We start from the raw sequence: 14,421 nt of genomic DNA on the forward strand, positions 1-14,421 counted from the left end.
GAACGGGTAGGCGCATGCGTCCGGGCTCGGCCCGGGGCCGCCGTGCAGGGACTTGCCACATGTCGATGTAACAAGTACTGTTACGTTTGAAGTCGGGGTCAAGGGAGGTGAGGTCCGACGTGAGTGCCAACAGCAGGCTGACCATCGCGGCGCATGCCCTGACGTGGATAGGGCTGTATCAGCGCCGCGGCCACGACGTCGCCACCTCCGAGCAGATCGCGACGAGTGTCAACACCAATCCGGTGGTGATCCGCCGCCTGCTGTCCGAGCTTCGCCGGACGGGGCTTGTCGACTCGCGGCGAGGCGCCGGCGCCGGCTGGACGCTTTCGCGGGACCTGGCGGAGATCACCCTGCTCGATGTCTACGAGGCGGTCGAGCCGGGGCCGGTCTTCGCTCTGCACCGCTCGGCACCCGACCCCGAGTGCGTCGTGGGTCACGGCATCGGACCGGCGCTGACCGCCGTCTACGGCGAGATCGAGGCCACCCTTCGCAGGGAGTTGGCGAGAACCACGCTGGAGGACGTCCTGCGGGACGTACTCAAGGCCGCTTAGCCCGTTTCCCGGCCGCAGGGGTGGCAGTCTTCTGCACCCCATCAATGTAACAAAAATGGTTACCTCAAAGATTCGGAGAGCCCCATGGGACAGCTGGACAACAAGACCGCCCTGGTGACCGGCGCCTCTACCGGCATCGGTCTGGCCATCGCGCGCCGGTTCGCCGCCGAGGGAGCGACGGTCTACCTGACCGGCCGCCGCAAGGCGGAACTGGACGCCGCTGTCGCGCAGGTCGGCAGCCGCGGGATCGGCATCCAGGGCGATGTGTCGCAGCTCGACGACCTCGACCGGCTCTTCGCCGAGATCAAGGAGCGCAGCGGCCGCCTCGACATCGTCGTCGCCAACGCCGGCCTCGGGGACTACGGCCCGCTCGGCAAGATCACCGAGGAGGAGTACGAACGCACCACCTCCATCAACCTCAAGGGCACGATCTTCACCGTCCAAAAAGCCCTGCCGCTGCTGTCGGCCGGCGCCTCGGTGACTCTGCTCTCCTCCAGCGCGGCCCTTCGCGCCGCCCCGGGCCTTGGTGTGTACGCCGCCACCAAGGCCGCGATCCGCAGCCTCGCCCGCACCTGGGCCGCCGAACTGGCCGACCGCCGGATCCGGGTCAACGCCCTCACTCCCGGCCCCGTCGAAACCACCGGCGGTGACGAGCTGCGGGCCGCGTTCCCGCAGGGCGATCAGCCCAAGGCGGCCGAGCCCGCCGCACCGACCCCGCTCGGCCGCGCCGGTCGTCCCGACGAGGTCGCCGCCACCGCCCTCTACCTGGCCGGCGACCAGAGCTCCTTCACCACCGGTGCGGAGCTGTTCGTCGACGGCGGCGCCACCCAGCTCTGAACGGCTCGGGTGAAGTTCGGTGTTGATCGTCGGGCCCGGTCGCGTTGTCGGACCACGGCCCGGTCGACGGCCTCGCCGATGGCGTCGATGCTGGTCCTGCTGCGCGTCGGGTAATCCTGGTACTTCGCCTGGCGCCAGCCCAGCTCGATGCCGTTCAACTCCGGGCTGCGCGACGGCAGACCCGGAACTCCGGGGAGTTGAGGTTGCTCATGAAGAAGATTCCGGCAAGCGACATCGACCTGTTCACCGACCAGAGCCTGGCCGACCCCTACCCGCTCTACCAGGAGCTGCGTGATCTGGGCGCGGTGGTCGAGATCGAACGCAACGGCATGTACGCCTTTCCTCGGTATCGGGAGGTGCGCGAGGCGTCGGGGAACTGGCAGGTGTTCACCTCCGCGAAGGGGGTGATGATGAACGACCAGGTCAACTCGGCCCTGGAAGGCGTCACCCTGTGCAGCGACCCACCCGAGCACACCCGGATGCGCCAGGTTCTGGGGCGGCCGATGCGGCCGGAGAAACTGCGCGAACTCACCCCACGCGTCGAGCAGGAGGCGGAGCGCGTCGTCGAACGCCTCGTGGGGCAAGGGTCGTTCGACGCGGCGACAGAGCTCGCCGAGCGCCTCCCGCTCGACATCGTCTCCGAACTTGTCGGCCTCGGCAACGCTGGACGGGCGCACATGCTCGAATGGGCCGCTGCCACCTTCGACGCTCAGGGGCCGATGAATCCGCGGACCATCGCCGCCCTGCCCAAGATGGACGAGATGGTCGCCTTCGCCCTCAACGAGGCCAAGCCCGGCACCCTCAAGCCCAACGGGTGGGCCGCCCAGCTGTACGCGGCGGCGGAACAGGGCGACCTGCCGGTGGAGAAGTGTCCGTTCATGACGATCGACTACATCGCGCCGAGCCTGGACACGACGATCTATGCGATCTCCAGCGCCATCCACCTCTTCGCCCGAAACCCCGAGCAGTGGGACGTACTGCGGGCGGACCCCTCGCTCGTTCCGCACGCCATCAACGAAGCCCTGCGCCTGGAATCCCCGGTACAGCGCTTCACCCGGCTGCTCACCCAGGACTCCGAGATCGACGGATACCCGCTTCCCGCCGGCTCCCGGGTCGTGCTGCTGTACGGGTCGGCCAACCGCGATGAGCGCAAGTACCCTGACCCCGACCGGTTCGATGTACGCCGCAAGCCCTCGGACCACCTGGCCTTCGGGCGCGGAGAGCACGTGTGCATCGGCATGAACCTGGCCCGGATCGAGATGCGTGCCCTCTTGGAGGCGCTGCTGCCCAGGGTGTCGCGCTTCGAACTGCTCAAGGCCGAACCCGCCCTCAACAACACTCTGCGCGGCCTGGGCACTTGCAGAGTTCGCGTCAGCCGACACTCCGGCTCCGGCGGCGTCGAAGCGAGGCGTCGGCGCCGCTGAGCGGGGTCCTTCACCACGCCGGACCCCGGTCGTGGGCGGTGAACGGGACGCCGAGTCGTGCCCGCGGTGACACCGCGGGCACGGCACGGAAACGGCAGAGATTCGGCACGAGCCGCCGGAACCGTCAGGTCCCGGAAGCGCTATGCGCCGGTGACACCGCGCGCAGTGAGCGGCCGAAGCTATCGGTCGGGCAGGGCGGGGCACCCGGCTTGCCCGGGACAGAGGGTGACCTGTGACCGAACGACGTCTCAGCAAGGACGAATTGAGGCCCCTGGCGGAGCTGCTGGCCCAGCTGGGACTCGGCGACACCTTCCACGGCGATGCGGCACTGCACGGGACCGACCCCGTCATCCGCTCCCCGCACCGCCTCGGCGAAGCCTCCGCCACGGCCCAACTCGCGATCGGCGCTGCCGCGTCCGCGATCTGGGAGCGGCGCACCGGCCAGACCGGCGACGTGGAGATCGACATCCGGCACGCCCTGCACCACCTGCACCCCACGCACTTCGTCCGCCAGTCCGGCCACGCCATCGACGTGGGCGCCGAACGCGTCGCAGCCAACGGCCTGTTCGCGTGTGCCGACGGCCGCTACGTGATGCTGGAGGCAGGACCTCCGTACGCCAAGCTGCTGGACGGCTACCTGAATTTCTTCGACTGCGGCAACAATCGCGAAGCCCTCGCCCGCGAGGTCGCGCGCTGGGAATCCGAAGATCTGGAGGAGGCCCTCGCGGCGGCGGGCCTGCCCTGCTGCCGAGCCTTCACCCCCGAGCAATGGCGAGAACACCCGCAGGGCCGACTACTGGAGCGCACCCCCGTCGTGGAGATCGTGAAGATCGCCGACACCGCCCCCGTGCCGTGGACGCCGGACGCCGCCTTCCCGCTCGACGGGCTGCGCGTTCTGGACTTCACACACGTCCTCGCAGGCCCGCGCAGCGCGCGGACCCTCGCCGAGTACGGCGCCGAGGTGCTCCACATCAGCGCCCCGACGTACGCGGACACCCTGGCCCAGCACCTCGGCGTCGACGTCGGAAAGCGCTGCGCCTACCTCGACCTGCGCGAGCCCGCCCAACTCCGCGTCATGCGGGAACTGGCCGCCGGAGCCGACGTGTTCACCACCACCTGGCGCCCGGACGTCAACGACCGGTTCGGCCTCACCCCCGCCGAGCTCGCGGCCGGGAGCGCGCACGGCATCGTGTACATGAGCGCCAACGCCTACGGCCACCAGGGCCCCTGGGCCGGCCGGCCCGGCTTCGACCAGAACGGGCAGGTCGCCTCCGGCTTCGCCGCGCGCGAAGGGGCGCCGGGGCGGCCCCGCTTCTCCCCGGTCTTCTACCTGGCCGACCTGATCACCGGCTACCTGGCCGCAGCCGGTGTGATGGCCGCCCTGCTGCGCCGATCCGAGGAGGGCGGCTCGTACCACGTGCGGCTCTCCCTCACCCGCAGCGCGATGTGGGTACAGGAGCTCGGCCTGATCGACGAACAACTCCTGGCGGGCGTACCGGAGAAGGACACCCAACCGGCGCGGACAGTCACGTTCGACACCTCCTACGGCGCCGTCACCAGCCTCGCCCCGCCGCTGACCTTCTCCCACCTGCCGCTGCCGCGCGCCGAACGGCTCGTCCCCTACGGCGCCGACCCGGCGGCCTGGAATCCCCGCACCGGCTGACGGTACGACGGAGACCTCTCGGGAGTCATCCCGAGGACGAGGTCAGCGCTCGATCAGTGGGAGGGTGAGCCGACTGGGATGCTCCGGACCGTGGTAGACGTGGTTCAGCGCCGGGACCATGTCCTCCAAACGCTCCTCGGCGATGGTGCCTCCGGTGTTGCTGTTGCGGTCGTACCGAGGGAAGTTGCTGCTGGACACCTCAAGGCGGATGCGATGTCCGGGGAGGAAGACATTCGAGGTGACGCACAGGTCGAGCGTCAATTCGTAGATCTCGCCCGGCTGCATGAACTCCGGCTCCGCGAGTGACTCCCGGTAACGCGCGCGCTGGATACCTTCGCACAGATTGATCGCACGGCCATCGGGATGCACGTCGACGAGCTTGCCGGTGAAGTCGGTGTCGATGGCGGAAGAGGCCACGAACAGGGTGAGCGCAACGTGGCCGGTGATCTCCACCTCGTGTTCCAGGACCGGGGTGGTGAAGCAGAGGACGTCTTCGCGATGTTCGATCCGGCTCTGGTCGGCGGGTCCGGCGTAGACCTCAGGGCTCAAGGCGATGATGTTGCCGCCGACGGTGGGGACAGGGCGCCGTGGGTCGTACAGGTACGTTTCCTGCGCGGACGCCTCAGGAGCCTCCCTGGAGAGCACCCCGTCGCCGTTCGACGTGTTCGCCCGGCCGCCCCCACCGAGGTGGAAGTCGGTGTACCGCGTATCGGGAAGGGGCCACTCCTGCTCGCTGCGCCACTCGTCGCGGCCCATCACGAAGATACGGACAGGTGCCTGACCGTCGAGAGCAGTCTCCTTCCCCCGCAGCCATCGGTCGAAGAACCGCAAGTGCGACTGGGTCACGTCGGCCATCTGCATCGAGGCGCCGGCGCCGAAGCTGCGGTCGGGGAACGCTCCCAGGTCGGCGCCGGGCGAATGGGCCCACGGGCCGATGATCAGACGCCGGCCCTCACGGGCCTCCCGGCTGCCGCCGCGCTTGCGCATCTCGGTGTAGGCGTTGACCGTCTCGCCGATGAACAGGTCGTACCAGCCGCCGAGGATGAGTGCCGGGGTGGTGATCTCATCAACCCGCTCGATCGCAGCCAGGTCCCGCCAGTACGTGTCCCTCGACGGGTGGCCGCAGACATCCGTGATGAACCAGGGAAGCTGCTTCTGGACGACCGGCTGGTCAACGAGCGGCGTGGTCTCCAAAGCGGCCGGCAGTCGGCTTATGAGTTCAGCTGCGGCGGCAAGGTCCTCCGGAGTGCCCCTGCCCGCGGCGAGTTCCCGGTCGGCGTGGGCGACAGACATCAGCGCGGCCCAGCTGAGCCCGCACTCCAGGGAGAGGGCGCCGCCGGGGGAGTACCAAGGGGCTCGGTAGAAGTCCGCTGTGGACTGGCCGGGCGCGATTGCCTTGAGGCCCTCGACTCCTGTCGACGCTGTCTGCCATTGGTCGAAACCTACGTAGGACGCGCCGTAGCTCCCGACCGCGCCGTTGCACCAAGGCTGGGCAGTGAGCCAGCGCACGGTGTCCGCGCCGTCTGAGGCGTCGTCGAGGTGAGGGGTGAAGACGCCCTCGGAGCGGTATGTGCCGCGGCAGTCCTGCACGGCGACCGCGTAGCCCGCTTCCAGTAGGGCGAAGATGTTCGGGAAGGCCGCGCCCCCGTACAGGCCGACGTCGTCCTTGCCGTACGGGAGACGTACCAGCAGCGCCGGGAAGGTCGTACCCTCGTCCGCTTCGGGCCGCCATATGTTCGTCGCCAGGCGCGTCCCGTCTGCGACCGGCACCTGGACATCGACATCGACAGTGAACTTCATGGCTCCCGCCAATCCCTGGACATGGTCATCTCGCGCAGGCTGTCCACGAGTTACAGCGGCATATAAGTACGTGTGCCGGGATGCGGCACAGGAGATTCCCGGCCCCTCGCGACGCTGCACATGCGGAACCTGCTTCTGGGAACTCGGCAGTCACCGCGGTGCAGGCCGAGGCGGCGGCCCTTGCCGGTGAAGGCCACGTTCCGGAGTGGCCCCGGGAGACCGGTGCGGCGCTGTGGCAGCACCGTCGTTGTCCGGTCGGCCTGTGAAACCTGTCGCGTTGATGCCCCGGCACCGAAGCTGTCCTGCGCTTGTGGTGCCCGTGGTCGGCCCTGGGCCGTGGGGCGCACGACGAGCTCGTTGACGTCGACGTCGGTGGGCTGGCCGATCGCGTAGCCGATGGCCTGAGCGATGGCCGAGGCCGGAATCGCGAATACTTCGGTGGCGGCTCGGGCAGCTGCTTGTGCCTCCTCGGAGCCGCCGTGGTGGGTGAGTTCGGTGCTGGTGAAGCCGGGGCTGACCACGGTGACGCGGAGCTCGCGGCTCTCCTGGCGAAGGCCGGGATGTTCCGATAGCACTCGCCGAAAACAACGGGGTAGCTCCTGACCTGTGGAATTGCGGCCCGGCGTACTCCGTGCCGCCGGAACGGCCTTCGTACGTTCTTAGGTCGGTGCACCGGAGCGGGCGTCATGTGGACGGTGCGGACGCGACCGTGTCGGTCCAGTGGCGGTTGGTCTGCTGGGCGATGGTCACCAGCTCGGTGTACGGCTCGTCCCAGGGGTCTTTGAGGCCGAAGCCGCGGTGCGGGTTCTCCAGCCAGCTGCACCAGTGCCAGCCGAGGCACCACGGGCGCGCTGCGAACGTGTCGGCGATCATCCGGTATCCCTGGCCGCGCTCGGCCTGGTCGCGAGCGGACCCGACCCGCTCGGGGCTCATGGTCGTCGGGCACCAGTTGCCGGTGTCGGCAAGGAGTACCGGGAGTCCTGTGCGGCTGTGCCATGCGTCGAATTGACCGGCGACGGCGTCGATCGCCGCTTGGTCGACGGCCGGGAAGGTCTGCACGCTCAGCACGTCCACGTAGGCCGCCGCCGCGTCGAGCACTGGTTCCGGGATGCCGCCGCGCGTGCCGTAGCGGTCGCCGAGGATGAGGTGGTTCGGGTCGTGCCGGCGGATGGCCTCGGTCGATACCCGGTAGTAGGTATCGGCGATCTCCCCCAGCTCGCTGGAGGAGTAGCCGGTGCCGGCCGGATGTCGCGCCCACGCCGGTGCGTCGACGAGGAAGTAGCCGATCAGGTTCGGGTCGTCCGGTCGGCACCGGGTCCGGGCCAGGTGGTCGCACCATTGCGCGAATGCCGCGGACCGCGGATCGCGGTAGGCCGGGTGGCCGTTCCAGTGCTCGATCTCGGCGACGCGCAGGGACAGGGTGTAGGGCAGGCCGGAAGCGGCTGCATCCTCGTCGGGCAGGCCCTCCGAGTGGCCGAGGTCGACGACGTCGTGCGTGGCCGACAGGCCGCTGCCGCTGACGTACTCGGCGGTCCAGCCGAGCGTGTTGAACCCCCACGCGGACAGCTCCGGTACGAGGCCCTCGCGCAGCCAGCGCCGGCGCGAGGATCCGTAACGGTCGGCGAAGAGAGCGATGTTGTGCGGGTATCGCAGATTCGTGTCGTCGGCATGTACGACACCGATGGACAAGAAAGGGTCTCCACGAGGCGTCACGAACCGCCACCGGATCGAGGCGTCCAGCGTGAAGTAGCCGTGCGCGGCCATGCCCGTCCCTCTTTCGATCGCTGTGTCCACAGACCACGGTGCTGCCTCCGGCCGCCGTGGGCCGGCCGTCACCCGGCTCGGTGCGGTGCTGCCTCCAGACCGCGTCGGATCCGCGGGGCCGAGGCCACTGTGATTCACGCGAGCCGCGTTCAGGCGGTGGTGCGAGCTCGCCTGGATGGTGTGCTGCCTGGACGACCCGGACCCCGGCTCCTCTTCGTCGTTGTGCCCTGCGGGGACCGGCATCCAGAGGATGCCGGCTGTCCCCTCGCCGAATCCCCGGCGATCACCGAAGTGTACTGCGCCGCGCAGCTGAATATCGATAATCTTGTGTTCTATCGATAACTGGCTAGGCTGAAGGAGCGCGGTCCGTGAGGCTGCCGCCGATGAGACGAAGCCGGTGCCGTTCACCGCCGGTGGCGCAGGTCGACGTCGACCGAGGAACGGGGAGTGTGCATGATGAGTAAGCCGCACCGTGTGATGTGGAACGGAACCGGTCGGTCGCTGCCGCTGACCGACCAGTTGCCGGCAGCGCGGATCGCCGGCTGTGCGGCCCTCTCCATCACCCCGTCCGACTACAACAGGTGGCTCGGAACGGGCGTCAGTACGCGCGAGATGCTCGCCCTGGCGGCCGATGCCGGGATCGGCCTCACTCATCCCGATCCGCTCGTCCGCTGGGTGGACGCCTGGGAACCGGAACTACCGGGCGGCGAGAAGTTCCCCGTCGAGACGGTCGCCTTCGACGAGGACGACTTCCTCCGCCATGCCCGAAGGCGCCGGTCCAGCCGACATGCGAGGAAGGAGCGAGATGAGCACCAAGGAGAAGGCGTCCGCCTCCCAGGAGACGTGGGCCTCAGGTCTGGTCGGGGTGTGGTCCTTGCGCAGCGTCCGCGAGCTGGACGCCGACGGGACCCTCCTGGGCGAGCCGTACGGACAGCGGCCTGCGGGGCGGCTGCTGTACGGGACCGCGCACCAGGTGGCCGTGGTCGTCCGCGGGCACGAGGACGCACCCGCGGTGGCCTACATCGGCGATTTCGACGCCGGTGCGGACGGACTGCTGCGGCATATCGTCCAAGTCGGCCTGCCGCCCTTCACCGAGGACCAGGTCCGCTGGGCGCGGCTGGACGGCGATTTGCTCATCCTCGCCACCGACCGCGAGGGGCGTTGTCGCACCGAGTTGCGGTGGGCGCGCGCCTGAGGCGCGGTCTGCACCACCTGCGTTTCGTTTGAGGAAACCTGCGGTCAACGAAGGAGCAGACGATGGCCCTGCACCGCCTGACGTCGATCACCCTCGGCGTCCCGGACGTCGAGGCCGCGGCCGGCTACTACGAAGAGTTCGGCCTCACGCCGGTGGGCGACGGGCAGACCCGCCGCTTCGCCACCCAGGAGGGCGGCGAGCAGCTGAAGCTCGCCCACTCCGCGCAGCGTCGGCTTGTCTCGCTCGGTGTCGGCGTGGACGACAGGGACGACCTGGACCGCGTGGCCGCCAACCTCGCAAAGCTGGATGTGCAGGCCCGGCGGGACGCCGCGTCCCTGCGCGTGGCCGACCCGAACTCCCACCTGACGGTGACCCTGGAGATCGCCCCGCACCTGGAGCAGACCCCGGCCGAGCAGGCGCCCTGCAACGGCCCCGGCCGCCCCTCGCGCCCCAACAGCCGTGCTCCCGGCGTGGAGCGGACGAACCGGGTCCGGCCCCGCAAGCTGGGCCACGTGGTGATCGGCTCGCGTGACCAGGACGCGAGCCGGCGCTTCTTCACCGAGGGCCTCGGCTTCCAGGTCACCGACCACGTGCCCAGCCTGGCCAGCTTCCTGCGGTGCTCGACCGACCACCACAACCTCCTCGTGCAGAAGGCTCCGGTGGACTTCCTGCACCACACCGCCTGGGAGGTCGACGATGTGGACGAGGTCGGCCGCGGCGCCATGGCCATGCTGGAGGAGCACCCCGAGCGACATGTGTGGGGGCTGGGCCGGCACCACATCGGGTCGAACTTCTTCTGGTACCTCAAGGACCCGGCCGGCAACTTCTCCGAGTACTACAGCGACCTCGACTGCATCATCGACGACCAGCTGTGGAAGCCCTCCGTCGTCGATGGAGCCCGTGGCCTCTACAACTGGGGCCCGCCACTGCCACCGTCCTTCCTTCAGCCGGAAGACCTCGCTGCCCTGATGACCGGCACGCACAGCCCCCGCTGACCTCGCCAGCACACCACCTCACAGGAGCAGTCATGCGTATCGGCGGGATCGGCGGCAGGCTCGCGCTGCTGCACGACGACCGGGCACTGGATGTCGAGAAGGCGGGCGACGGCAGGTTCGCCGCAGAGCCCGACCGCGTAGTCGAGCGCTGGGACGCATTCACGCAATGGGCCGGCGGCCGGTCGCTGGATGACGCCGTCCCCTTCTCACTCGCGCAGGTCAGCCCCCCGGTGCTCCGGCCGGCCCAGGTCTTCGGCATCGGCCTCAACGGGCCCGCAGCGCTACCCGCGGCCGGGAGGAACCCTGGTCAGCACTGTCGAGGGCATCGGTTCACCGACCAACCCCCTGGTGTCAGGGGGCGAGCCACAGGGCGCGCCCTGACCGGAAGCCGCACAAGCACAGTCCGATGAGCCGGATCCGTTCGGCGGAGAGGGAGAGATGATGAGTGACCAGACACGCACAGTGGTGAACGAGTTCCTCAAGCGTGTCGCGGAGGGCGATATCCCGGCCGTGGTGGCGCTGTTCGCGCCGGACGCCTCCTGGGAGGTCCCCGGGGACCCGGACATCGTTCCCTGGGCGGGCCGTCGCACGGTCGACGGCATCCCGGCGTTCTTCCAGACGCTGAGCGAGCTCACCGACCGCGAACTCTTCAACGTCGAGCGCAGCGTCGTCGACGGCACGACTGCGGTCCTGATCGGACGGGCACGGCTCGTCGTACGCGCGACGGGCAAGGTGATCGACACGCCCTTCGCGATCGACATCATCGTGAATCCCGACGGCCGCATCAGCCGCTATTACATGTTCGAGGACTCCTGGGGCGTCGCCCAGGCAGTACGCCCCTGAGAGACTGCCGTCCCCCAGCTCCGCCGACCGGGTCAAGGGCTTCGACCTGGCGGCGGAGCGGGCAGGTCCCGTCCAGTGGCGTCGGCCGGACGCTCAGCGTCCGCAAGGGCCGACGTGCGGGCCATCCAGGGCCACGGCCCCGAGATGAATCGCGAATTCCAAGAAATATCGATAGATACTGAGTATTGCGCTATTCGACTACAGTGTGTGAGTGGCCAAAGGAAATCCAACGCGTACCGAAGAGGTCTTCGAGGGGCTCCGGAGCGACCTCCTCAACGGCGAGCTCGCCCCGGGGCAGCGGCTCAAGCTGGTCGCCCTCGCGGAACGATTCAGTGTCAGCATGTCGGTCGTGCGCGAGGCGCTCACCCGGCTCGCCGAACAAGGGCTTGTCGTAGCGAATCCGCAGCGCGGGTTCAGTGTGATGCCACTGTCGGTCGACGATCTGTCCGATCTCACCCGCACACGCGTACAGCTGGAGTCACTGGCCCTGCGGCAGTCCATCGCCCTGGGCGGCCTGGAATGGGAGTCCGCGGTCGTGGCCACGCACCACATGCTTGAGCGCACCGCGGTCAACGCGGCCGATGGGCGCCTGAACGAGGACTGGCCGAACGCCCACCGGGCCTTCCACCAAGCACTGCTGTCGGGCGCCCAGAGTCCGCGCCTGGAGGCGATCGTCAACTCCCTGCGCGACAGCGCCGAGCTCTACCGCCGCTGGTACTGGGCCCTGACCGGCGACCAGATACGCGACCTGGCCGCCGAACACCGTCACTTGCGGGACTGCGCGCTGGCCCGGGACGCGGACGCCGCCGTCGCCGCTCTGGCCGAGCACATCGACCGGGCACCCCGCAAGCTCGTCGCCTACGCCCGCGAGCACAATCTGGAAGATCCCACCCACGGGCCGACCCGGGCACAGCGCCGCACGCACCGATCCGGCCGGTAGGAGTATCGGTCCTCGGCCGCGAGCGGCTCGGCGGTACCGCAGGCGAGGTGTGGAGCGCGCGTTCAGCCTTGGGCGGTGGGGCGCACGACGAGCTCGTTGACGTCGACGTCGGTGGGCTGGCCGATCGCGTAGCCGATGGCCTGGGCGATGGCCGAGGCCGGGATCGCGAGTACTTCGGTGGCAGCTCGGGCAGCTGCTTGTGCCTCCTCGGAACCGCCCCGGTGGGTGAGTTCGGTGCTGGTGAAGCCGGGGCTGACCACGGTGACACGGATCTCGCGGCTCTCCTGGCGCAGCCCCTCGGACAGGGCCCGGACGGCGAACTTGGTGGCGCAGTAGACGGCCGCGGTCGGATCCACCCGGTGGGCCGAGGTCGAGGCGACGTTGACGATATGGCCGCTGCCTCGCGCGCGCATGACCGGCAGGACGGCCGCGATGCCGTGCAGGGTGCCGCGCAGGTTCACGTCGATCATCTGGTTCCACTCGGCGATGCGCAGGTCGTGCACCGGCGACAGCGGCATCACCCCCGCGTTGTTCACCAGCACGTCGATGTCGCCGTACACATGTTGAGCGGCCTGCGCGAACGCCTGCACGCTCGCCAGGCTCGTCACATCCAGTTCCCGGAAGTCGGCCAGGCCGCCCGCAGCGCGGATGTCCTCGACGAGCCTTTCCAGGCGCTCGGTCCGGCGTGCGCCGAGCATCAGCTGGTGCCCGACCGAGGCGAGGTGGCGGGCGGTGGCCTCGCCGATGCCGCTGCTCGCACCGGTGATCAGGACGGTCTTGCCCTCGCCAGTCATGGGGTTCGTCAAGGTGTGCTCCTGAGGTGAGGACGGCGTGGCGCGCTCGTCCCCACCAGCCTGTTCGGGGCAGCGCGGCTGGGCAACGGCGGGTCTTCCTGGGTGCGCCACACCCAGGAAGACCCGCCCTTCCCCAGCGACGGCCGAATCCGGAGGCTGACCACCACCAACCGATCGCCGGCGACAGGAAGCACGGGATGACCACCACACGGCAGGTACAGGCATGGGTCGACGGCTATGTGCACGCCTGGACCACCGCCGCCGCCCAGGACATCAAAGCGCTGTTCACCGAGGACGCCGAATACCACGAACGCCCCTACGAGACCTCCTGGGTGGGCCGCGACGCGATCGTCGAGGGCTGGCTGTCCCGCCGGCCCTGGCAGGAAGGCGGCTGGACCTTCAAGGCGAGCATCCTGATGATCACCGGGGACACGGCCGCCATCCAGGGCACCGGCGTCTACAAGGAACTGGGCACCTTCGAGAACCTGTGGGTCGTCACCTTCGACACGCACGGCACGTGCACCGAGTTCCGGATGTGGAACAACGAGGTCCACGCCCCGCCGGGCCGACCCGAACCGACCACGCCCGCTCGCAAGGCACGGTGACCGCAGCAAAGACAGCCGGGCACGCCGACGCCGGACCGCAGCGGGAAGGGCCCGGTATGGCGATCACCCGTCACGGGCCGAGTCGACGGCGTGCAGCGATCCCAGGAGAGCGATCGCATCGGCGCTGGGGCTGCCGGCCACCGGCGTGCCGACCAGAAGCTGCTGACCAGGAGCGTCACCCACGTCGAAGGTCTGGTACGTCAGCTCGACCCGGCCGATCCGGGGATGGACGAAGACCTTGTAGGCGCGTGCGAGCCCGCCCACGGTCTGGTCGTTCCACAGGGCCGCGAACTCCTCGGATTCCGCCCGCAGTTCCGAGACGAGGTCCCGGATCTGCGGGTCGTCCGGGTACCGGCCGGCGTTCAGCCGCAACGCGTGGACAGTGGCTCCCGCAACAGTGGGCCACTGCACGAACACCTTCCGGGCCTCGGGATGACCGAAGAGCACGCGCACCATGTTGTCGGTGCCCGCGAACGGCGACAGCAGCCCGGCCGCGATCACATTGGTCGCCAGCACCGTGAAAGCAGGGCTGAGAACGTAGGCGGCTGCGCTGGGAAACGCGTCCAGGAGTTGCAGCAGGGAAGGGTGGACCACGTCGCGGGAACGGTCCAGGGCCATGCCCGGACTCACGCCCGCCAGACGAAAGAGGTGTCCCCGCTCATCGGCATCCAACCGCAGCGCACGGCCGATCGCGCCCACGACCTGACCGGAAGGGCTACGCTCGCGCCCCTGCTCAAGACGGGCGTAGTAGTCAGCACTGACCCCGGCCAGCACGGCGACCTCCTCCCGGCGAAGACCGGCCACCCGACGGCTTCCCCGCATGACCAGACCCGTGGCAGCAGGATCGACGCGCGCGCGGCAGGCACGCAGGAAATCGCCGAGAGGAGTCGACACAGCAGGCACGACCTCACTTTACGGCCACCGCCAACGGCGGCATCGGTGCGATCCCCCCCACCACGACACCGTCCACCCCCGCTACGTGGCCTGGGCATGGCAGGGAAATCTTCGTG

At 69.2% G+C, this 14,421-nt stretch carries 14 protein-coding genes; 9 read left to right on the top strand and 5 right to left on the bottom strand.

The genetic code is table 11. The features are described 5' to 3' along the window. Positions 1-119: 119 nt before the first annotated feature. The 4 genes from ACLJWH_RS01195 to ACLJWH_RS01210 all read left to right on the top strand — a co-directional run bounded on the left by ACLJWH_RS01195 (position 120) and on the right by ACLJWH_RS01210 (position 4,475). Complete coding sequence (locus ACLJWH_RS01195) at positions 120-551, top strand: Rrf2 family transcriptional regulator (protein ID WP_411139618.1); 432 nt, start codon at positions 120-122, stop codon at positions 549-551. Positions 552-635: 84 nt separating this feature from the next. Beyond that, positions 636-1,388: an SDR family NAD(P)-dependent oxidoreductase gene (locus ACLJWH_RS01200; RefSeq protein WP_411139619.1), complete on the top strand. Its 753-nt coding sequence runs from the start codon at positions 636-638 to the stop codon at positions 1,386-1,388. Between the two features lie 209 nt (positions 1,389-1,597). After that, positions 1,598-2,812 carry a cytochrome P450 gene (locus tag ACLJWH_RS01205; protein WP_411139620.1) on the top strand — a complete coding sequence of 405 codons (1,215 nt, stop codon included), beginning with the start codon at positions 1,598-1,600 and terminating at the stop codon, positions 2,810-2,812. Positions 2,813-3,044: 232 nt separating this feature from the next. Then, the gene (locus ACLJWH_RS01210; protein ID WP_411139621.1) at positions 3,045-4,475 is read left to right on the top strand and encodes a CoA transferase; all 1,431 of its coding nucleotides are present in this window, start codon (positions 3,045-3,047) and stop codon (positions 4,473-4,475) included. 42 nt (positions 4,476-4,517) lie between these two features. Here the strand turns inward: ACLJWH_RS01210 and ACLJWH_RS01215 are convergent, their stop codons facing one another. The 3 genes from ACLJWH_RS01215 to ACLJWH_RS01225 form a co-directional block, all read right to left on the bottom strand. Further along, positions 4,518-6,275: a CocE/NonD family hydrolase gene (locus ACLJWH_RS01215; protein WP_411139622.1), complete on the bottom strand. Its 1,758-nt coding sequence runs from the start codon at positions 6,273-6,275 to the stop codon at positions 4,518-4,520. Between the two features lie 50 nt (positions 6,276-6,325). Then, positions 6,326-6,850: a hypothetical protein gene (locus ACLJWH_RS01220; RefSeq protein ID WP_411139623.1), complete on the bottom strand. Its 525-nt coding sequence runs from the start codon at positions 6,848-6,850 to the stop codon at positions 6,326-6,328. Positions 6,851-6,959: 109 nt separating this feature from the next. After that, positions 6,960-8,039 carry a hypothetical protein gene (locus tag ACLJWH_RS01225; RefSeq protein ID WP_411139624.1) on the bottom strand — a complete coding sequence of 360 codons (1,080 nt, stop codon included), beginning with the start codon at positions 8,037-8,039 and terminating at the stop codon, positions 6,960-6,962. A gap of 805 nt (positions 8,040-8,844) precedes the next feature. Here ACLJWH_RS01225 and ACLJWH_RS01230 point away from each other — a divergent pair. The 4 genes from ACLJWH_RS01230 (at position 8,845) to ACLJWH_RS01245 (ending at position 12,012) form a co-directional block, all read left to right on the top strand. Further along, positions 8,845-9,234, top strand: coding sequence for a hypothetical protein (locus ACLJWH_RS01230; protein WP_411139625.1), 390 nt, complete (start codon positions 8,845-8,847; stop codon positions 9,232-9,234). Positions 9,235-9,296: 62 nt separating this feature from the next. Continuing rightward, positions 9,297-10,229 carry a VOC family protein gene (locus ACLJWH_RS01235; RefSeq protein WP_411139626.1) on the top strand — a complete coding sequence of 311 codons (933 nt, stop codon included), beginning with the start codon at positions 9,297-9,299 and terminating at the stop codon, positions 10,227-10,229. Between the two features lie 441 nt (positions 10,230-10,670). Further along, positions 10,671-11,072: a nuclear transport factor 2 family protein gene (locus ACLJWH_RS01240; protein ID WP_411139627.1), complete on the top strand. Its 402-nt coding sequence runs from the start codon at positions 10,671-10,673 to the stop codon at positions 11,070-11,072. Between the two features lie 211 nt (positions 11,073-11,283). Beyond that, entirely contained in the window at positions 11,284-12,012 is a 729-nt protein-coding gene (locus ACLJWH_RS01245; protein ID WP_411139628.1) for a GntR family transcriptional regulator, read from the top strand. Positions 12,013-12,074: 62 nt separating this feature from the next. On the opposite strand, the gene ACLJWH_RS01250 is transcribed toward ACLJWH_RS01245, so the two are convergent. Beyond that, positions 12,075-12,806 carry an SDR family oxidoreductase gene (locus ACLJWH_RS01250; protein WP_411139901.1) on the bottom strand — a complete coding sequence of 244 codons (732 nt, stop codon included), beginning with the start codon at positions 12,804-12,806 and terminating at the stop codon, positions 12,075-12,077. A 197-nt stretch (positions 12,807-13,003) separates the two neighbouring features. Between ACLJWH_RS01250 and ACLJWH_RS01255 the strand changes: the two genes are divergently transcribed. After that, positions 13,004-13,411 (top strand): nuclear transport factor 2 family protein, encoded by a 408-nt coding sequence (locus tag ACLJWH_RS01255; protein WP_411139629.1) that lies wholly within the window; start codon positions 13,004-13,006, stop codon positions 13,409-13,411. A 63-nt stretch (positions 13,412-13,474) separates the two neighbouring features. On the opposite strand, the gene ACLJWH_RS01260 is transcribed toward ACLJWH_RS01255, so the two are convergent. Next, the gene (locus tag ACLJWH_RS01260; RefSeq protein WP_411139630.1) at positions 13,475-14,314 is read right to left on the bottom strand and encodes a helix-turn-helix transcriptional regulator; all 840 of its coding nucleotides are present in this window, start codon (positions 14,312-14,314) and stop codon (positions 13,475-13,477) included. Between the last annotated feature and the right edge of the window lie 107 nt (positions 14,315-14,421).

It is taken from the genome of Streptomyces sp. x-80 (genome assembly GCF_046549095.1).
GTDB classification, from domain to species: Bacteria; Actinomycetota; Actinomycetes; order Streptomycetales; family Streptomycetaceae; genus Streptomyces; species Streptomyces celluloflavus.